Origin of the sequence: Pseudomonas sp. CM25 (assembly GCF_013179705.1) — a bacterium.
Taxonomy (GTDB): domain Bacteria; phylum Pseudomonadota; class Gammaproteobacteria; order Pseudomonadales; family Pseudomonadaceae; genus Aquipseudomonas.
Window position 1 is genome coordinate 1 of sequence record NZ_JABMCW010000096.1, and the last position, 17,581, is coordinate 17,581.

General features: G+C 64.5%; 18 protein-coding genes, 1 pseudogene and 1 riboswitch. Of the genes and pseudogenes, 2 read left to right on the forward strand and 17 right to left on the reverse strand.

Annotated features, from left to right (window positions below; all coding sequences use genetic code 11):
• Nucleotides 1-223: 223 nt before the first annotated feature.
• The 15 genes from HP546_RS12720 to cobO all read right to left on the reverse strand — a co-directional run bounded on the left by HP546_RS12720 (nt 224) and on the right by cobO (nt 13,132).
• On the reverse strand, nt 224-775 hold the full coding sequence (locus tag HP546_RS12720) for a glutathione peroxidase (protein WP_172225371.1): 552 nt from the start codon (nt 773-775) through the stop codon (nt 224-226).
• 46 nt (nt 776-821) lie between these two features.
• Nucleotides 822-944 (reverse strand): hypothetical protein, encoded by a 123-nt coding sequence (locus tag HP546_RS31365; protein WP_256676397.1) that lies wholly within the window; start codon nt 942-944, stop codon nt 822-824.
• Nucleotides 941-2,143 carry an MFS transporter gene (locus HP546_RS12725; protein ID WP_175586347.1) on the reverse strand — a complete coding sequence of 401 codons (1,203 nt, stop codon included), beginning with the start codon at nt 2,141-2,143 and terminating at the stop codon, nt 941-943. The genes HP546_RS31365 and HP546_RS12725 overlap by 4 nt, the downstream gene beginning before the upstream one ends.
• 64 nt (nt 2,144-2,207) lie before the next feature.
• Nucleotides 2,208-2,612: a MarR family winged helix-turn-helix transcriptional regulator gene (locus HP546_RS12730; RefSeq protein WP_172225374.1), complete on the reverse strand. Its 405-nt coding sequence runs from the start codon at nt 2,610-2,612 to the stop codon at nt 2,208-2,210.
• A gap of 61 nt (nt 2,613-2,673) precedes the next feature.
• Nucleotides 2,674-3,789, reverse strand: coding sequence for a glycoside hydrolase family 5 protein (locus tag HP546_RS12735; RefSeq protein ID WP_256678466.1), 1,116 nt, complete (start codon nt 3,787-3,789; stop codon nt 2,674-2,676).
• 213 nt (nt 3,790-4,002) lie between these two features.
• On the reverse strand, nt 4,003-4,731 hold the full coding sequence (locus HP546_RS12740) for an adenosylcobinamide-GDP ribazoletransferase (protein WP_172225380.1): 729 nt from the start codon (nt 4,729-4,731) through the stop codon (nt 4,003-4,005).
• A gap of 1 nt (nt 4,732) precedes the next feature.
• A complete protein-coding gene (cobC, locus tag HP546_RS12745) occupies nt 4,733-5,299 on the reverse strand; it encodes an alpha-ribazole phosphatase family protein (RefSeq protein WP_172225383.1) in 567 nt (188 codons plus the stop codon).
• On the reverse strand, nt 5,296-6,351 hold the full coding sequence (cobT, locus tag HP546_RS12750) for a nicotinate-nucleotide--dimethylbenzimidazole phosphoribosyltransferase (protein WP_172225386.1): 1,056 nt from the start codon (nt 6,349-6,351) through the stop codon (nt 5,296-5,298). Before cobT ends, cobC begins: the two co-directional genes overlap by 4 nt.
• 366 nt (nt 6,352-6,717) lie before the next feature.
• Nucleotides 6,718-7,239: a bifunctional adenosylcobinamide kinase/adenosylcobinamide-phosphate guanylyltransferase gene (gene cobU / locus HP546_RS12755; protein ID WP_172225388.1), complete on the reverse strand. Its 522-nt coding sequence runs from the start codon at nt 7,237-7,239 to the stop codon at nt 6,718-6,720.
• A gap of 1 nt (nt 7,240) precedes the next feature.
• Nucleotides 7,241-8,695 carry a cobyric acid synthase gene (locus tag HP546_RS12760; protein WP_172225390.1) on the reverse strand — a complete coding sequence of 485 codons (1,455 nt, stop codon included), beginning with the start codon at nt 8,693-8,695 and terminating at the stop codon, nt 7,241-7,243.
• Nucleotides 8,692-9,684, reverse strand: a complete 993-nt coding sequence (gene cobD, locus HP546_RS12765) for a threonine-phosphate decarboxylase CobD (RefSeq protein ID WP_172225392.1) — start codon at nt 9,682-9,684, stop codon at nt 8,692-8,694. The genes HP546_RS12760 and cobD overlap by 4 nt, the downstream gene beginning before the upstream one ends.
• Nucleotides 9,677-10,585 carry an adenosylcobinamide-phosphate synthase CbiB gene (cbiB, locus tag HP546_RS12770; RefSeq protein ID WP_172225394.1) on the reverse strand — a complete coding sequence of 303 codons (909 nt, stop codon included), beginning with the start codon at nt 10,583-10,585 and terminating at the stop codon, nt 9,677-9,679. Before cbiB ends, cobD begins: the two co-directional genes overlap by 8 nt.
• Nucleotides 10,582-11,232, reverse strand: coding sequence for a 5,6-dimethylbenzimidazole synthase (gene bluB, locus HP546_RS12775; protein ID WP_172225406.1), 651 nt, complete (start codon nt 11,230-11,232; stop codon nt 10,582-10,584). Before bluB ends, cbiB begins: the two co-directional genes overlap by 4 nt.
• Nucleotides 11,229-12,524 (reverse strand): cobyrinate a,c-diamide synthase, encoded by a 1,296-nt coding sequence (locus tag HP546_RS12780; protein ID WP_172225409.1) that lies wholly within the window; start codon nt 12,522-12,524, stop codon nt 11,229-11,231. The genes bluB and HP546_RS12780 overlap by 4 nt, the downstream gene beginning before the upstream one ends.
• A complete protein-coding gene (gene cobO, locus HP546_RS12785; protein ID WP_172225412.1) occupies nt 12,521-13,132 on the reverse strand; it encodes a cob(I)yrinic acid a,c-diamide adenosyltransferase in 612 nt (203 codons plus the stop codon). Before cobO ends, HP546_RS12780 begins: the two co-directional genes overlap by 4 nt.
• 119 nt (nt 13,133-13,251) lie before the next feature.
• Nucleotides 13,252-13,472, reverse strand: a riboswitch (cobalamin riboswitch).
• A 167-nt stretch (nt 13,473-13,639) separates the two neighbouring features.
• Here cobO and HP546_RS12790 point away from each other — a divergent pair.
• Entirely contained in the window at nt 13,640-14,218 is a 579-nt protein-coding gene (locus HP546_RS12790; RefSeq protein WP_172225415.1) for a hypothetical protein, read from the forward strand.
• Between the two features lie 20 nt (nt 14,219-14,238).
• Here HP546_RS12790 and HP546_RS12795 read toward each other — a convergent pair whose 3' ends face one another.
• Complete coding sequence (locus HP546_RS12795; RefSeq protein WP_172225417.1) at nt 14,239-15,747, reverse strand: hypothetical protein; 1,509 nt, start codon at nt 15,745-15,747, stop codon at nt 14,239-14,241.
• Between the two features lie 37 nt (nt 15,748-15,784).
• Nucleotides 15,785-16,783, reverse strand: a complete 999-nt coding sequence (locus HP546_RS12800) for a dermonecrotic toxin domain-containing protein (RefSeq protein ID WP_172225419.1) — start codon at nt 16,781-16,783, stop codon at nt 15,785-15,787.
• Between the two features lie 157 nt (nt 16,784-16,940).
• Between HP546_RS12800 and HP546_RS12805 the strand changes: the two are divergent.
• Nucleotides 16,941-17,581, forward strand: a pseudogene (locus HP546_RS12805) (sorbosone dehydrogenase family protein); the annotation flags it as partial.

Here is a 17,581-nt window from a genome sequence, read left to right on the forward strand (position 1 = left end):
GTGAGGGGACCCCGAAGCGCAGCGTAGGGGCCGGATGATGGGAGCGAGCGGTTTTTGGTTACTTTTTTCCAAGAAAAAAAGTGACTCGCCGTAAGGGCGAAAAGGTGAGTAAGCGTCGCCATCGCAACTGGACTGTTCGCCATATCAAAACCGGCGCATAAGCTCCAAGCTCCAAGCTCCAAGCTCCAAGCTCCAAGCTTCAAGCCATGGGCATTCATGGAGGTCACGGCTGAGAGCCGATAGCCCTTTCAATGGCAGCCCGGAATTCCGGGTCATCCGGCTTGGTCAGGCTAGAGAAATTACCAATCACCTTGCCCTTGCGATCCACCACATACTTGTAGAAATTCCACTTCGGCGCACTGCTCTGGCTAGCCAGCTCCGCAAACAGCGGTATTGCATCCTTGCCCCGCACCGCCTGCGTCTTGGTCATCGTGAACGTAACCCCGTAATTGGCATAGCAGACCTTGGCCGTCTGCTCACTGTCGGCATCTTCCTGCTTGAAATCATTGGACGGCACACCAAGCATTTCAAGCCCCTGCCCGTGATACTCCTTGTACGTCGCCTCAAGCCCCTCGAACTGCGGCGCAAACCCGCAATAGCTCGCCGTATTGATCACCACCAGCGGCTTGCCCGCAAACCGCTCGCACAACTCGACCTGCCCCTTGCCCCGCAATTCTGGCAGGCTCCCCTGCAACAACGCCGGGCAATCGGCAGCCCAGCCTGATGCGCTGCCAACCAGGGCCAGCACCGGCACCGTCAACCAATGTGCACGCATGGTTCATCACTCCCGCAAAACATTCCTTGAGCTTGCAGGGTAGCGCCTAACAAACACTCATGCCCAATTGCATCAACGCCATCCCGCCCTGGTGCCAGCCCCACCACGCCCACGCCAGCAGCATCAGCGCAGCCACGGCCAGCAGCCCGCGAACCAGGTAGCGGTTCATACCGCCTGGGCCTGCAAGCGGGCCACCGGGCGCTCGCGCACCGGCCAGTTCAGGGCGGCAGCCAGCAGGCTGAGCAGGATGGATATCTGCCAGACCAGGTCGTAGCTGCCGGTACGGTCATACACCACCCCGCCCAGCCAGCCACCCAAGAAGGCACCCAACTGGTGGAACAGGAAAACAATACCGCCAAGCATGGACAGATTACGCACCCCGAACAGCGTGGCCACGGTGCCGTTGGTGAGTGGAACGGTGGACAGCCACAGCAGGCCCATGGCGATACCGAACAGGTAAGCACTGAACTGGCTAACCGGCGCCCACAGGAACAGCCCGATCACCCCCGCACGTAGCAGGTACAAGCCGGTCAACAGGCGCGGCTTGGACATGCGCCCGCCCAGCCAGCCGGCGGTGAAGGTGCCGACAATATTGAACAGGCCAACCAGCGCCAGCACCGTCGTGCCAGTGGTCGCCGCCAAGTGCTGGTCAACCAGATACGCAGGTAAATGCACACCGATAAACACGACCTGGAAGCCACAGACGAAGAAGCCCAGCGCCAGCAACCAGAAACCGGAATGCGAGCAAGCCTCGCGCAGTGCCTCACCCAGGGTCTGCTCGGCGCCATGACTGGGCAGCGGACGATCGCGCAGCAGCCCGACGAAGGGCACGATAAACGCCACCATCAGGCCCAGCACCAGCAGCGCGGCGGACCAGCCCAGCCACTGGATCAGGCCAAGGGTGCCCGGCAGCATGGCGAATTGGCCGAAAGAGCCGGCAGCACTGGCGATGCCCATGGCCATGCTGCGCTTCTCGGAAGGTACAGCCCGCCCGACCACGCCTAGAATGACCGAGAACGACGTGCCGGACAGGCCGATACCAATCAGCAAACCGGCACTGAGCGACAGCGACCATGCCGAATCGGCCATGCCCATCAGCATCAACCCCGCGGTGTAGAGAATGCCACCAATGATCACCACCCGCGCCGCCCCCAACCGGTCGGCCAGGGCGCCCGCGAACGGCTGTGCCAGGCCCCAGATCAGATTCTGCAAGGCAATGGCGAAGGCGAACACTTCACGCCCCCAGCCAAAATCAGCGCTCATTGGCGCCAGAAACAGGCCAAAGCCGTGCCGCACACCCAGGGACAGCGCCAGGATCAGCGCGGCCCCTACCAATACCCACCCGCTGGTTCGCCACACCGAAGTCATTGTCATTATCTCCAGCACATCGCAAGGTTTTTACGGGTATATACCCGCTTATAGTCGTATCAATTCAGGCCAGCTGGTCCAGCAGGCGCACCAGTTCATCCCGTTGCCCTGCCCCCAGCCGCTCGACAAGCGAGGCCTGGGCCTGTTCCCAGGCTGGGCGGGCCGCGTGCAGCAGTCGCATGCCCGCCTCGGTCAGCAACACCACGCGGTTGCGCTGGTCGTCGCCATCGGCCAAGGCCACCAAGCCCTCAGCCTCCAGCACACGCAGGTTGCGCCCCAGGGTACTGCGCTCCAGCCCCATGGCTTCGGCCAGGGCAGTGATGCTCGGGCGATCGAGCCGCTGCAAATGCCGCAGCAGGGAAAACTGAGCAACGTTCACCCCGAAGTCCGCAAGGGCTTCGTCATAGTGCCGGCTCACCCCGCGGGCGGCACGACGCAAATGGGTGCAGATGCATTCACTGGTCAGCATGGATACGTGTATATACCCGCGTCATGACTGTTGCAAGACATTTCATTTTTAGCCGACAAGCTCAATCTGGATTCAATCGTTTGCGAATCGGCTCGAATTCCGGCGTGCCGTTGCGCGGCAAAGGGTCCGGCGCATTTTCCTCGATCGCCTGCCAATAGCGCCATGGCACCTTGGCCGAACCCAGCTCGTAATCCATGCCATCCCAGTTGTCTTCGCGAAAGCTGTAGAACGCCCAGTGCAACTGGTTGCGATCCAGCACGCTGAGGACATCCTCAAGGTATTGCTTGCAGCCCGGCAGCCGGCGCATGCAGCCGAACTCACCCACCACCAGGCGTGAACGCGGCAGGTTCATGGCCGCAATCCAGGCCAGGGGCAGTTGCAGATAACGTTCCACCCGTTGCCCATCCCACTGCTGGATTTGCCCGGCGAAGGCTACCGGACCGGGATAGGCGATGGGCTGCTTGCGCGTCATATTGGGCGCACTGGTGGCAACATAGGGTTCGTACATGTGCACGCTGTACAGCACCCGCTGGTCTTCCAGAGGGGCGGGCCAGTAACCGAACGCGTCTGCTGCAGCGAACCAGCCGGCATCGACCATGATGGGTGTATCGGCATCCTCTTCACGAATAGCCGCTATCAATTGTCGATAAAGCGCTGGCAGATCTCGCGCACCACCCTGCTCTCGCGCATACCACTGCTGCATTTGTACCGTCTCGGCATGCTCGGCCAAGCCGCCCTGTTTTTCCGGTGCTGGTTCATTGATCAGGTTATAGGCGGCGATAGCCGGGTGGTCCTTCAGTTCGCGCGCCACATCGCGCCAGAAGGCCTCAGCCTGCCGCCAGTAGCGCTTGTCTTGCCAGAGACGATCGTCGAACTGCCCCTGGTTGTTCTGCGACCAGCGCATGCCAGGCAGCGAGAGCGGTGCAATGACAACTTTCAGCCCCGCCTGGTGAGCTCGGTCGAGGGTGGCGCGCAAGATCGCCAGGTCGCCAGCAGGCAGGCCTTGATAGTCATCGGCGTCGCCGAGCAGAAAATCACGCTGGGCCGGCTGCCATTTATCGTAGGACAGCCGCACCCAGGTCGCGCCATAGCCGCTCAGGGCATCGAAGTAGGCTTGATCGGGCGGTAACCGATTGAAGCTGTTGCCGCCATGGCGAGGGTTGTCCCAGAAAGCCATTAACTCGGCCGCCGTGGCAGCCGGCAGCATGAACGACAACAATGCAGCGAGAACGAAATGACGCATGGCACGCACGCTCCTTGTCAGTTGAAGAAGCGGCGAGCATACGCCTGCAAGAAGATGGTGGCTTTTGCTGATATCTTTCCGGAAATTACCGGGATTCGAAGGGTAAAAAGCCTTACAGCTACGTCTTAAAAAATCGTCGGAATATTCCTAGATCGCCAGCACCAGCACCACTGCCAGCTCCAACAGCTCCAACATCGCCCCTGCCGTGTCACCCGTAGTCCCTCCAAGGCGCCGACACATCGCGTGACGTAGCCAGGCGAAGCCCGCCAATACCACCAGCATGATCGAGAACGCCTGATGGCCAGCTAGCACGATGCACAGCAGCACACTGACGAGCAAAACCCAGGCAGCCTCGCGCCGAGGCAGGTGCTCGGCCAGCGCCTGGCCCAACCCGCCGGGACGCACATAAGGCGTACCGAGGAACAGGCCCAACATCGCCGCTCGCCCGATCAGCGGCGCCAGCAGCAACTGCGCCCCGATACCTTGCCCAACCAGCACCCACAAGGCGCAGAACTTCAACAGCAGCACCAGCACCAGGGTGACCACGGCAATCGGGCCACTGCGAGGGTCTTTCATGATCCGCAGTGTGCGGTCACGGTCGCCGAAACCACCTAGCCATGCATCAGCACTGTCAGCCAAGCCATCCAGGTGCAAGGCGCCACTGAGCAGTACCCACAGCGTCAGCAGCAAAGCCGCGTGCAGTGGTGCCGGGGTACCTTGCAGTAGCTGGCTGGCCAGCCACAGCAGCAGGCCAAGCAGCAGCCCCACCAGCGGGTAATACAAAAGGGAACGCCCCACTTCGCGCGGTGCCGGCATACCCGGCAGGCTTACGGGCAAGCTGCTGAGAAACTGCAAGGCAATCCAGAACGGCAGCATTTCAACGCCCCTCCAGCAGTTGCCCGTGGTCGTTCGGTACCAGCCGCATCAACGCACCATGCCCGACTTCGACCTGCAGCAACTGCGCCCTGGGCAAGCCACGGGCACGCGCCAGCAACAGCCGCATGACCCCGCCATGCGTCACCAGCAGCACGCGTTTGCCGGCATGCTGACCGGCCAGGCGCTCGATAGCCTCCAGCACACGCTGGGCAAACGCTTCGACCGGCTCGCCATTGGGCGGTGTGAAGGCGTAAGGGTCTGCCCAGAAACGCCCCAGCGCATCCGCCTGATCTTCCATGATCTGTGCGGCGCTGCGGCCTTCCCAATCGCCGAAGTGCAGCTCCTGCAGTGCGGGCTCTCGCTGCACCGGCAGGTTCAGCCGTGCGCCCAGTTCATCGGCAAAGCGCGCACAGCGCTGCAACGGCGAGCTGACCAGTACCTCCCAGGGGCCGGCCTGGGCAACCGCGCTGCGCATCTGCGCCCAGCCCTTGTCGGTCAGGGCATCGTCGAGGCTGCCACGCAGGCCGCCCTGTTCCGTTTCACCGTGGCGCAGCAGGTCGAGGATCATGCCGGGCGGTCCGCCACTGCAGCTTCGGCAAAGGTTGCCATCTGCCCGTGCAGCGCACAGGCCAGGCGTAGCAGCGGCACGGCCAGGGCAGCCCCGCTCCCCTCGCCCAGGCGCAGCCCCAAGGCCAGCAATGGCTCGGCCTGCAGCGCGGCAAGCAGGGCCTTGTGCCCAGGCTCTGCGCCTTGATGGGCAAATAGCAGCCAGGCCCGGCACTGCGGGTTGAGGCGCACGGCCAGCAGCGCGGCGACGCTGCAGATGAAGCCATCCACCAGCACCGCGATACCTGCCTGCGCGCAGCCGATGTAGGCGCCGACCAAAGCCGCGATTTCAAAGCCGCCGACACAGCCCAGTGCTTGCAGTGGATCATCCGCTTGCAGGCCATGCAGGCTCAGCGCCCGTTCGATGACCTCGGCCTTGTGCCGCACACCGGCGGCGTCCAGGCCCGTGCCAGGACCGCTCAGTTCAAGGGCCGGGCAGCCCAGCAGGATGCTGGCCAAGGCCGCGGCGGCCGTGGTGTTGCCAATGCCCATCTCGCCACCGATGAACAACTGCGCGCCCTGTTCGGCTGCGCGCAGGGCGCTGTCGCGGCCGGCCTGCAGGGCGGCGTGTAACTGACCTTCGGTCATCGCTGGCTGGCGGGCGAAGTTGGCCGTACCGGTGCCCAGGCGCAGATGGCGCACGCCGGGGAGCTCGAGATGAGCGTCGATGGTGCCCAGGTCGATCACTTCCAGGCTGCCCTGCAGCTGGCGCGCCAGCACACTGATTGCCGCGCCGCCGCCGACGAAGTTGCGCAGCATCTGGCCGGTCACCGCCTGCGGATAGGCCGAGATGCCCTCTTCGACTACGCCGTGGTCGCCGGCGAAAATGCTGATCGCGAGCTGGTCCAGGCTTGGTCGCTCACGGCCTTGCAGACCGGCCAGCTGGATGGCCAGGCCCTCCAGCTGGCCGAGCGAGCCTGCGGGTTTGGTCAGCTGTTGCTGACGGGCGCGGGCCTGGTCCATGGCGACGCTGTCTTGGGGTTGGCAGGGGGTTTGCCACCAGGGTTGGGTCATGGGTGTAGGCCTGTTTCAGGTTGGGAAAAGAGTTGTGAGTGTGGTGGACCGGGAGGTGTCCGCCTTGAGTATTTCGGCGCCTGTGAGATCGAGCGCCGCCCGCGCGGCGCATCGCCGGCAAGCCAGCTCCTACATCTGTTTCGGGCCAATTACTCCTGATCCATTAGCGCGCGGTCCCTTGGTTGTCCCCTTCGATACTGCGTCGTGCTCCAGGGGGACGCGCGCCAATTGCACAGGTATAACTGGTTAGAAACAGAGGTGGGAGCTGGCTTGCCGGCGATGCGCCGCGCGGGCGGCGCTCGATCTCACCGGCGGCGGAATACTCAAGGCGGACACTTCCCGGCTCAAAGCATTCATGACGGCCCCTCACAACCCAGCCCCTTTCAGCACCAACGGCAACCCCGCCACCGTCAGCACCACGCGCTGACAACGCTCGGCCACCGCCTGATGCAACCACCCGGCCAAATCGACATAACGCCGGGTCAGCTCCCCCATGGGCACTACCCCCAAGCCAGTTTCATTACTGACCAGGATGATAGTGCCAGGCAATGGCTCCAGGCAGGCCAGCAGGGCATCACGTTCCTCGGCCAGGCGCTGTTGGTCTTCCAGCATCAACAGGTTGGTCAGCCACAGGGTCAGGCAATCCACCAGCAGGCAGCGCCCTTCTGCCGCGTTGGCACGGAGCACTGCGGCCAGAGCCAGCGGCTCTTCGATCAGCCCCCAGTCATCCGGCCGCCGCTGGCGGTGCAGCAGCACGCGCTCGTTCATCTCACCGTCCAGCGGCTGGCTGGTGGCAATGTAGGTCACTGGCAGGCCGCTATCACTGGCCAGTTGTTCGGCCAGGCGGCTTTTACCGGAGCGGGCACCACCGAGTACAAGGCTGCGCATATCAGGCCACCCCACAAAGTTGACGCAATTGCGCCGTGTCCAGGTGCTTCTCCACCAGATCGGCCAGGCGTTCGATATCGCGTTCGCGCAGAGCCTGGTAGTCGATGGTCTGCACATCCTCCAGCCCTGCCCAGCGCAGCAGCGCCGCGCACGACTGGCTGCCTTCGAACAAACCGTGCAGATAAGTGGCGAGCACCTGGCCATCAGCACTGACAGCACCGTCACAGCGGCCATCAGCCAGCGTCACTGCAGGATGCTCCAGGGCAGGCCCCGTGGTGACGCCAGCGTGAATTTCATAGCCTGCCACCGCCGCTGCTTCCAGGTTCAGCGTGCCAGCAACGTTGCGCAGTTGCTTTTCAGCTTCCAGCACCGTGGCATAGTCGAGCAGGCCAAGCCCCAGGCTTGAGCCTGCAGGGCCTTCGAGGCCCAGCGGGTCATGCACTTCGCGACCCAGCATTTGCAAGCCGCCGCAAATACCAATCAACTTGCCGCCATAGCGCAAATGCCGCGCGATGGCCTTTTCCCAACCGCGCTCGCGCAACTGTGCCAGGTCGCCGCGCACGCTCTTGGAGCCCGGCAGGATGATCAGGTCGGCAGCCGGAATCGGCTGACCCGGACCGATGAACTGCAGGTCTACCTGCGGGTGCAGGCGCAGCGGGTCGAAGTCGGTGTGGTTGCTGATGCGCGGCAGTACCGGCACGATCACCTTGAGCACGCGCTCGTGCTTGGCGCCCTGGCGCACATCGATGCCGTCTTCGGCCTCCAGGTGCAGGTCGGTCACATACGGCAGCACACCAAGCACCGGCTTGCCGGTACGCTCTTCCAGCCAGTCCAGCCCCGGTTGCAGCAAGGCAATGTCACCGCGGAAGCGATTGATGACAAATCCCTTGACCCGCGCCTGCTCACTAGGCGACAGCAGTTCGAGGGTGCCGACCAGATGGGCGAATACACCGCCGCGGTTGATGTCGGCGACCAGGATCACCGGGCAGTCCACCGCTTCGGCAAAGCCCATGTTGGCGATATCGCCGGCACGCAGGTTGATCTCTGCCGGCGACCCCGCACCTTCGACCATCACCACTGGCCAGACGGCGCTCAGGCGCTGGTGCGAGGCCAGCACCGCCTGCATGGCGATGACCTTGTAGTCGTGGTAGGCCACCGCGTTCATGCTGGTGACGGCGCGGCCATGGATGATCACCTGGGCGCCGGTGTCGCTGTTGGGCTTGAGCAGCACCGGGTTCATGTCGGTGTGCGGCGCCAGCCTGCAGGCCTGGGCCTGCACGGCCTGGGCCCGGCCGATTTCACCGCCGTCGGCAGTTACCGCGCTGTTCAACGCCATGTTCTGCGGTTTGAACGGCACCACGCCGACGCCCTGGCGCAACAGCCAGCGGCACAGCGCGGTCACCAGGGTGCTCTTGCCCGCATCAGAGGTGGTGCCCTGCACCATGAGGGTGGTCATGCTGTTTCCTTCTGGTAATCCGCCAGGGCCTGGGCCAGGCGCTGTTCATCTGCCGCGCAAGCGGGCAGCCCAAGGCGCACGGCCAGAGGCTGCTCGAACAGGCGCACGAGGATGCCGCGGCGGGCGAGGAAGTCATGCAATTGCACAGCGTGCTGGCTACGCACGTACTGGAACAGGTCGCAGCCACCGCTGGGCGCCAGGCCAGCGCTGCGTAAAAGCTCGGCCAGCCGCTGGCTGGCGCCAGCGCAGCGTTCGATCTGCTGACGCTGGGCGGCTTGATCGGCCAGGCAGGCCTGGGCCAGCACCCGGGTCGGGCCGTTCACGGTCCAAGGGCCGAGCAGCTCAGCCAGGCGCAGCAGCAGGCTGCGCTCGGCAGCAACAAAACCCAGGCGCACGCCAGCCAGGCCGAAGAATTTGCCAAACGAGCGCAGCACGATCAGGCCTGGGCGTTCGGCGCAACCGACCACGCCTTCGGCAGGTGTGTTGTCGATAAACGCTTCATCGACCAGCAACCAGCCACCGCGGGCGGCCAAGCGAGCATGCCAGGCCAGCAGGCGCTCACGCGGCACCCGGCGCCCCGTTGGGTTGTTGGGGTTGACCAGCACCAGCACATCGAGCGTGTCGAGCGCCGCCTCGACCTGCGTTTCATCCAGCTCCAGCAGCTGATGCCCCGCCCGCTGCCATGCATACGGGTGCTCGGCATAGCACGGGGTCAGCACCCCTACCCGGCCGGCTGCGCGCAGCTGCGGCAATGCCTGGATCGCGGCCTGCGAACCGGCCACTGGCAGCAATTGACGGGCACCGTAGTAGGTGCGCGCTGCATCTTCCAGGCCGTCCTCGGTTTCCGGCAGGCGGGCCCAGGCATCCACAGGGATCGAAGGGATAGGGAACGGCCAAGGCGCGATGCCACTGGACAGGTCGAGCCATTGCTCGCGAGCAATGCCGTATTGCCGCACAGCGCGCAGCAAGCGGCCACCGTGTTCAAGCATTGATATACGCCCCCAGGCAGATCACCAGCAGCCACAGCCACACGCCGCGCTGGACCAGGTACCAGCCACGCTCGATGGCGTCGGCGTCGGCCATCGGCCCCTCGCCCAGGCGGGGTCGTTCATGCAGCTCACCGTGGTACACCGCCGGGCCGCCCAGCTCGACCCCCAGCGCACCGGCACCGGCGGCCATCACCGGCCCGGCGTTGGGGCTGTCCCACAACGGGCCCTGCTTGCGCCAGCAGGCCAGGGCCAGGCGGGTCTTGCCCAGCAGCGCATAGGTCAGCGCCACCAGCCTTGCGGGAATATAGTTGAGCACATCGTCGATGCGCGCCGCACACCAGCCAAAGCGCTCGAAGCGCTCGTTGCGGTAACCCCACATGGCATCCAGGGTGTTGCTCAGGCGGTACAGCACCACGCCCGGCGCGCCAGCGACCACAAACCAGAACAGCGCGGCGAACACTGCATCGCTGCCGTTTTCCAGCACCGACTCGGTGGCCGCGCGGGCCACGGCGGGCTCGTCCAGTTCGCGGGTTTCGCGGCTGACCAGGTAGCCGACCCGCCGCCGTGCCTCTGCCAGGTCGCCCTGGCGCAAGGCGTTGGCCACTGGCAGTACATGCTCGCCCAGGCTGCGCAGCCCGACGGCGCAGTACAGCGCCAGCACGTCCACCAGCCAGCCGATATACGGCAGCCAGGACAGAATCAGCGCCCCCAGGGTCAGCGGCACCACCGCCAGGAACCACGCGCTCACGCCGTGGCTGCGCCAGCCGCGCCCGCCGGCGTTCAGGCGGCGCTCGAGGTTACTGGCCATAGTGCCGAATGCCACCAACGGGTGGCGCCGCTGCGGCTCGCCCAGCAAGGCGTCCAGCGCCACCCCGGCCACGGTCAGCAAGGCCACGCTCATTGGCGCTCTCCCCATTGGTTTTCGAACAGCATTTCAGTCAAGGGCCGGTCTTCGGCCCAGCCTTCCTGCACCAGCATCGGCGCCGGGTAGAATTCGGTGACCGGCCCCAGGCACAGCACCGCCACCGGTTTGGCCCCGGCCGGCATGCCCAGCAAGGCCGCCAGCGCCTGCGGGTCGAACAGCGACACCCAGCCCATGCCCAGGCCTTCGCCCCGGGCGGCCAGCCAGAGGTTCTGGATGGCGCAGGCCAGCGAGGCGAGGTCCATTTCCGGCAGGGTGCGGCGGCCGAATATGTGCGACTCACGGTTGTCCATCAAGGCCGCCACCAGTAGCTCGGCACAGTCGTTGATGCCCTCCACCTTCAGTTTCATGAAGGCATCGGAGCGCTCGCCCAGCGCCTCGGCGGTACGCACTCGCTCCGCCTCCACCAGTGCCTGGATACGTGTACGCAGGTCACGCTGGGTAATGCGGATGAAGCGCCAGGGCTGCATCAGCCCGACACTGGGTGCCTGGTGCGCGGCAGCCAGCAGGCGGCCAAGCAGTTGCGGCGCTACCTCGCCAGCGGCGAAATGGCGCATGTCGCGGCGCTCGCCGATGGCCCGGTAAATGGCGGCGCGCTCGGCGTCGCTGAAGGCGTGCTGGCTCATGGTCGCAACAGCGCCGCCGCCGCGTCCGGGTTGGAGGGGAAGTAGAAGTGCACGTAGGAAGCCGTCAGCCGCCCCAGGCGATACACCGCTTCATTGCCCCGCCCGCCGTTGGGGCTCAGGCCGCGAGCGATCGGTTCCTGCGTGGTGCTGGTCAGCGAGTGGTGATAGGTGTGGCCACGCAGGGTGCCTTCCGGCAGCGCCACTGCCTGCAGGGCCAGCGCTGCCAGGCGCTTCTGCATGGTTGCCTCGCCGGGCAGCAGGCCGAGCAGTTCGGCACGTTCGCCGGCCACATCGGTCAGGGCATCAAGCAGGTACAGCATGCCGCCGCACTCTGCCAGCAGCGGTTTTCCCTGGGCGTGATGGGCACGGATCGCCTCGCACATCGGCGCGTTGGCAGCCAGGGCGTGGTGGTGCAGTTCAGGGTAGCCGCCCGGCAGGTAGAGGCTGTCGACCGCAGGCAATTCGCGGTCATGCAGCGGCGAGAAAAATTCCAGGTGTGCACCCTGGTTGCGCAGCAGTTCGAGGTTGGCGCCATAGGTGAAGGCAAAGGCTTCGTCCCGTGCGACACCAATACGCACGCCGGCCAGCAAGGCAGCACTGGCTTGTGGCTCGGGCGCGGCAAAGGCCACTGGCGGCGGCAAGGCAGCATCGCAACTGGCGCCCAGCGCCTCGGCGGCGGCGTCCAGGCGTGCGTCGAGGTCGTTCAGCTCGCTGGCCTGGACCAGGCCCAGGTGACGGCTGGGCAGTTCGATGCCACGCTCGCGCGACAAGCCACCGTACCAGCGCAAGCCTTCGGTCAGGCTGCCCTCCAGCAGTTGCGCGTGGCGCAGGCTGCCGACACGGTTGGCCAGCACGCCGGCGAATGGCAGGTCGGCCTGGTAACGTGCCAGGCCCAGGGCCAATGCGCCGAAGGTCTGAGCCATGGCCGTGCCATCGATCACCGCCAGCACCGGCACGCCAAAGTGGCGCGCCAGGTCGGCGCTGGACGGCGTGCCGTCGAACAGCCCCATTACCCCTTCGATCAGGATCAGGTCGGCGTCACCTGCGGCTTGCCACAACAGGCGGCGGCTTTCCTCGGCACCGATCATCCACAAATCCAGTTGATAAACCGGCGCACCGCTGGCACGTTCCAGAATCATCGGATCGAGAAAATCTGGCCCGCATTTGAACACCCGCACCTTGCGCCCGTGGTTACGGTGCAAGCGGGCCAACGCAGCAGTAACGGTGGTCTTGCCCTGGCCCGAGGCCGGTGCCGCGATCAACACGGCGGGGCAATGACGGGGCTGGTTCACAGTTCTACGCCCTTTTGTGCGCGGATCCCGGCCTGAAAGGCGTGCTTGAGCATGCCCATTTCGGTCACCGTGTCCGCCAGCTCGATCATCTCGGGCTTGGCCGCACGGCCGGTGACGATCACATGCTGCATGGGCGGACGGGCCTGGATGTCGGAAAGCACCTGGTCAAGGTCGAGATAGCCATGCTTGAGGGCGATGTTCAGCTCATCCAGTACCACGAACTGCACGCTCGGGTCCTGCAGCAACTGGCGCGAAACGGCCCAGGCCGCTTCGGCGGCGGCGATATCACGCTGGCGGTCCTGGGTCTCCCAGGTAAAGCCTTCGCCCATCACGTGGTAGCGCACCTGCTCGGGGAAACGCCGGAAGAACAGCTCCTCACCGGTGCTGTTACGGCCCTTGATGAACTGCACCACGCCACACTGCATGCCATGGCCCAGGGCGCGCGCGAGCATACCGAAGGCCGAGCTGCTCTTGCCCTTGCCATTGCCGGTCAGCACCAGCAACAGGCCGCATTCGTTGGGGGAATTGGCGATACGTTCGTCGATGATCGCCTTCTTGCGCTGCATGCGCGCCAAGTGGCGTTCGTCGCGTTCGGTGGGTTCGCTCATCAGGGTTCTCCGCTGGCTGGCGCCACGGCAACGCGCGACGGCAGGTAATAGGCAGGCAAACGGAGAACGCGCAGGGGCCGCGGCCGCAGGCCACGGTGCACCGCGCATCACCCTCCGTGATGCCGTTGGCAGTTTCAGGCCGGTCTCCGGGCTTGTGAGCGGGCCTTGGCCCGGGCCTGCGCGCCTTCCCGGGTGCTGGCACCCAGTGGCCCTGCGCGGCCGCGACTCACCTACCGTTGCGGGGGCAGCGCCGGAATCGCGCCCTGCTGGCGCCCACCGGCTTCCCAGTTTCACCCTGCCAGGTCGAGGCTGGCAGGGCACCTGAAACACGCGCGAAGGTTAGAGGGTTGCACCCTGAGCGTCAATCGAACCGGGACCATTGCCGTCGAACAGGCACGCCACCGCGCAATGGCCAAATCCCCAAGGTGTGCCACACTCAACCCAGTGATGGCTCATAGCCATCACCCCCGAGTGAATGGGAACACACCTGCAACAGGAGAGCGCAGCATGCGAGGCCAGATCATCAACAACCCGCGCCTGGAGTTTCTCAGCCCCGTGCTGGAGCGCTGGGTCGACTGCATCGACCGCTTCAACCAGTTTGCCGGCGATGCTGAAGCCCCTTACTGGCACGGCGCCGCTGCCAACGTCGGGCTGCTGGCAGCGGCCGCCTGGCAGGCCGAGCTGGCAGCATTGCAGCAGTTCGCCGGCAAGAAGCAGCGCGACGAAGGCGAAAACGAAGGGCGTTGCGACCTGTCGATCATCAGCGCCGAGGAGGCCCTGTACCTCAGTACAAGCCAGCGCTGGCCGAAGGTCGGCCGGCTGGACATGGCTGGCGCCCTGCAACAGACCGCCGCCCTCGCCCGACAGGTCGCCTACCCGAGCCAGTTGAAGGCGGCGGCGCTGTTCATCAGCCCCTGGAAAGCAGGCCAGCACGCCAGCCCCGAAGAACTGCAGGACCTGGTCGACGACCTGAAAACGCATACCGCCTGCGCCATCGCCTGGTACTTCCCGTATGCCTATCGCAAGCTGCACAACGAGCAAGGCCAGTACTTCCCGGGGGTGGCGCTGCTGCTCAAACAAGCCTGAGCAGCGGGACGGCCACAAGATCAGGCCGGGAAGAAACGATCGACCAACTGCGGGCTACCCAGGCGCTCGAGGTAGGCATCCCTGGCAAACACCACGCCAGTGCGCAAGTCATACACCGGACCTGAAGCCGGCTTGGGTACCTGGCGCAACCGGACATTGACAAAGCGGTAGTCCGCCCCGGTGATCTGGCCTATATGCTCGATCTGGAAATAGGCGCCAGGCATGAACAAGGTTTCGGCTTCCTCCTTGTAGGCAGAGAACGCCGTGACCGGAACGCCACTCGAATACGCGCCAGCAGGTAGTTCGAACACCACTGAACTTTCATCGAACACACCGAGTTCCCCCGTACTGGCCATGTCATCCGGGTCGGCGGCGAACTTGCGCATCATGTATGGGTTTTCGGTGAAGGATGAGAGATCGGTGTTGACCAATGTATCGCCTACCTTGAAACGCCCACTGCAAAAATGCACGCCACTGGTGCCTCGTACCCCGTGCCCGCCGCGGTAAAGGGGGACTGCAGCATCCCGGGGCAGGCGCTCCATACTGGTTGCAAGCTTGTTCAGGTAGCGGACCGACGAGCTGGTTCGCTGCCCCTCACGCAGGAAACTGTTGATCGAATCATCATGCGTGTAGACCTCGATCAGGCTGTTGTTGTAGCCCGCGCCCTCCCGGTAGGTGTATTGCGCCTGCCCCTCGTACTCGACGTATTCGTATCCCTGGGAATCGGATAACGGATCGCCCCCGTCAGGCACCAAGGCGATATCCGCTGAATCCAGCAGCGCCTGATGCCGCAAGAACGCCTCAGTGGAGATTGCAGCACTACGCTGCTGGTTACTGCGCATGTACTCGTCCCAGAATGGCGATGTCTCACTTGCCAAGCCGTCGTCAGGGGCCCCACCCGTCAGCCGCGGCGGTTCGAGCATCTCCCATTCGCCACTACCTGACAGGCGCACCGGGCGTATGGGGCTGAAGGCGAACGGGTTGCCCGGGTCAACCACCAGCCAGTGCTCGAGCTCGCTGCTGTAGCGCACCCGGTACGGCAGGCCACCCAGGTCAATCCAGCATTCGCCATTGGCGCCAAGCCGGATGCCCTTGAGCTCGTCGGCGCCAAGCGGCTTGCCCGCCAGCAGTACATTGGCCTCCTGCCCCTCCAGCACCTGTTCAGGCGCGGGTGCCACTTGCCAGCCGGCCAGTGAAGCCTCTGCCTCGTGAAATGCGGGTCGATACGACAGGGCTCTGAGCGTGCTCGCAGTCTTGGCGTCGACCTCGACCATGCCCAAGGCCGCGAAGATACTGTCGAAAATCGCTGCCCCCAGCGCTGCCTCGCGGCCCTCGCGGGTACGGGCATGCAGGCCCTGGTCGATATCTACATACAGCTTGGCAAGCGACAGGCCCAGAATCGCCAGCGGCAGGCTTGGGCATAGCGGCGCAAAGTAGAACGAGAACCGTAACAACACATCGACATAGCCGCTGAACATTCCTTCCCGCAACCGGTGGTTGTCCACCAGCATTTCAGCGTTGTGCCTCATGTTCTGCGCAGCGTCCTTCCCCAGGTGGGCGAAGAAATCACCTGAAACAGGCCTGTATGAACGCGCCAGCAGGCCCAGCGCCTCGTGCCCCCCCCGGGCTATCTGCAATGGTCTGCAGGGCCTCTCGTGCATCATCCGTTTCCACCGTCAACTGCGGGTCTGTGACGATGCCCGCCAGTACACGCTGCACCCCCGCCTTGCTACGCAGCTGGGCGCTGAACCATCCGGCCATCGCTTCCGGTGAGTCAAAGCCGCGCAGTGTCTGTTCATCGAAAGGCAGGTAAAGCACGGTTCGCCCGTGTGGTAGCGACAGCACATACATCCACACCCGCCCAGCCCCTGCGGGGTGGCAGGCGCTGACGGCTATTTCGCTGGCCCCAGTCGGCTGACGCAGTTGTGCCAGGGTCGGCACGCTGCCTTGGGGCTTCAAGCCGATATTCACCAGGCTTCGCAGTTGCGAGGCATCGTCGCCAGTGATGCTGCCTTCGCGCAGCGCTCGCGCGCATTCACCCATCAGGTTGACCTTGGCCAACACCTGAAAGTCGCCCGCATGGGCAACCCAGAAGTCATTAACCTGCTGGCGCACGACCTGGGCAAAATCCAGCTTCCAGAAATCGCGCTGTACATCGCGCGCCAGCATCGGCACTTCGTTACGTTCATCGAACCAGGGGGCATGGGGGCCCTGTCGGTAGAAGCCACCGTACAGGTCGAGCTCATCGGTGGCGTCCTGAAAGCCCAGGTCGAAACGCTCGATCACCAGCTCGGTCAGGCGCAGCGACTTGACCGGGGGGCCGCTGTGCGCCCAACCGTTGAAACTGCGGCTGCTGGAACTGGCACCCTTGAACTGGTGCCACCAGACACGGTCCGGATCCCAGTCTTTTTTCGTGTGCTGGCGCACGATGGCACTGGCATGGTCGCGGGCCAACCGGTAGGGGTCGGGGTACTCGCGAACAAAATCCCGCGCCAACTGCGCCAGCTCATGACCAGCCCCCAGCACTCGAAGGTTATGCAGCATTGCCTGTTGCAGGTCGTACATGGTCGTTTCCTGATAGATGCCGGAAACGAAATGTTCGTCAGCTGCACACCCCTGGCGGCGGTAGATATATCTGAGCGCGGTAGGTGACCCTGCCTGACTGAACCCAACGTGCAGCAGCGAGTTCTGAATGCAAAAGACTCCCTGCAGAGCAGCGCACATGAACCGAACCCGCACCCTCACTGCACTGACAATCGCGGCATGCCTGGCCGGCTGTGGCGAAACAGCCCTGTTGAATGTGGACCAGGGCAGCGGCCCGACGCCGCAATTGCCCGCCCCTAGAAAGTCCCTGATTCCCACCGTAAACGTTGCCCCGGCGATCGGCTGGCCGCAGGGCGGCAAACCCACGGCCGCAGCAGGCACGCAAGTGGTGGCGTTTGCCGACAAGCTCGACCATCCGCGCTGGTTGTACGTGCTGCCCAACGGCGATGTGCTGGTGGCAGAAACCAATGCACCGCCCAAACCCGAAGATGGCAAGGGCATACGCGGATGGTTCATGGGCAAGGCAATGCAACGCGCAGGCGCAGCGGTGCCCAGCGCCAACCGTATCACCCTGTTGCGCGATGCCGACCATGATGGTGTCGCAGAACTGCGCACACCGTTTATCGAAGGGCTCAACTCCCCGTTCGGCATGGCCTTGGTTGGCAATGACCTGTACGTCGCCGACACCGACAGGCTGTTGCGCTTTCACTACCAGCCGGGGGCTTTGCAGATAGGTGAAAAAGGGCAGCCGGTGGTCGAGCTGCCAGGCGGTCCGCTGAACCACCACTGGACCAAGAACGTGGTGGCTAGCCGCGACGG

What these genes read in the sequence shown, in the direction of transcription:
- HP546_RS12795 (WP_172225417.1), bottom strand. Translation starts at nt 15,747, where the DNA reads ATGAGGCACAACGCTGAAATGCTGGTGGACAACCACCGGTTGCGGGAA.
- HP546_RS31365 (WP_256676397.1), bottom strand. Translation starts at nt 944, where the DNA reads ATGAACCGCTACCTGGTTCGCGGGCTGCTGGCCGTGGCTGCGCTGATG.
- HP546_RS12740 (WP_172225380.1), bottom strand. Translation starts at nt 4,731, where the DNA reads ATGCTGCCGTTCTGGATTGCCTTGCAGTTTCTCAGCAGCTTGCCCGTA.
- cbiB (WP_172225394.1), bottom strand. Translation starts at nt 10,585, where the DNA reads ATGAGCGTGGCCTTGCTGACCGTGGCCGGGGTGGCGCTGGACGCCTTG.
- HP546_RS12790 (WP_172225415.1), top strand. Translation starts at nt 13,640, where the DNA reads ATGCGAGGCCAGATCATCAACAACCCGCGCCTGGAGTTTCTCAGCCCC.
- cobD (WP_172225392.1), bottom strand. Translation starts at nt 9,684, where the DNA reads ATGCTTGAACACGGTGGCCGCTTGCTGCGCGCTGTGCGGCAATACGGC.
- HP546_RS12725 (WP_175586347.1), bottom strand. Translation starts at nt 2,143, where the DNA reads ATGACTTCGGTGTGGCGAACCAGCGGGTGGGTATTGGTAGGGGCCGCG.
- cobU (WP_172225388.1), bottom strand. Translation starts at nt 7,239, where the DNA reads ATGCGCAGCCTTGTACTCGGTGGTGCCCGCTCCGGTAAAAGCCGCCTG.
- cobO (WP_172225412.1), bottom strand. Translation starts at nt 13,132, where the DNA reads ATGAGCGAACCCACCGAACGCGACGAACGCCACTTGGCGCGCATGCAG.
- HP546_RS12735 (WP_256678466.1), bottom strand. Translation starts at nt 3,789, where the DNA reads ATGGCTTTCTGGGACAACCCTCGCCATGGCGGCAACAGCTTCAATCGG.
- HP546_RS12720 (WP_172225371.1), bottom strand. Translation starts at nt 775, where the DNA reads ATGCGTGCACATTGGTTGACGGTGCCGGTGCTGGCCCTGGTTGGCAGC.
- bluB (WP_172225406.1), bottom strand. Translation starts at nt 11,232, where the DNA reads ATGAGCCAGCACGCCTTCAGCGACGCCGAGCGCGCCGCCATTTACCGG.
- HP546_RS12760 (WP_172225390.1), bottom strand. Translation starts at nt 8,695, where the DNA reads ATGACCACCCTCATGGTGCAGGGCACCACCTCTGATGCGGGCAAGAGC.
- cobC (WP_172225383.1), bottom strand. Translation starts at nt 5,299, where the DNA reads ATGATCCTCGACCTGCTGCGCCACGGTGAAACGGAACAGGGCGGCCTG.
- HP546_RS12730 (WP_172225374.1), bottom strand. Translation starts at nt 2,612, where the DNA reads ATGCTGACCAGTGAATGCATCTGCACCCATTTGCGTCGTGCCGCCCGC.
- cobT (WP_172225386.1), bottom strand. Translation starts at nt 6,351, where the DNA reads ATGACCCAACCCTGGTGGCAAACCCCCTGCCAACCCCAAGACAGCGTC.
- HP546_RS12800 (WP_172225419.1), bottom strand. Translation starts at nt 16,783, where the DNA reads ATGTACGACCTGCAACAGGCAATGCTGCATAACCTTCGAGTGCTGGGG.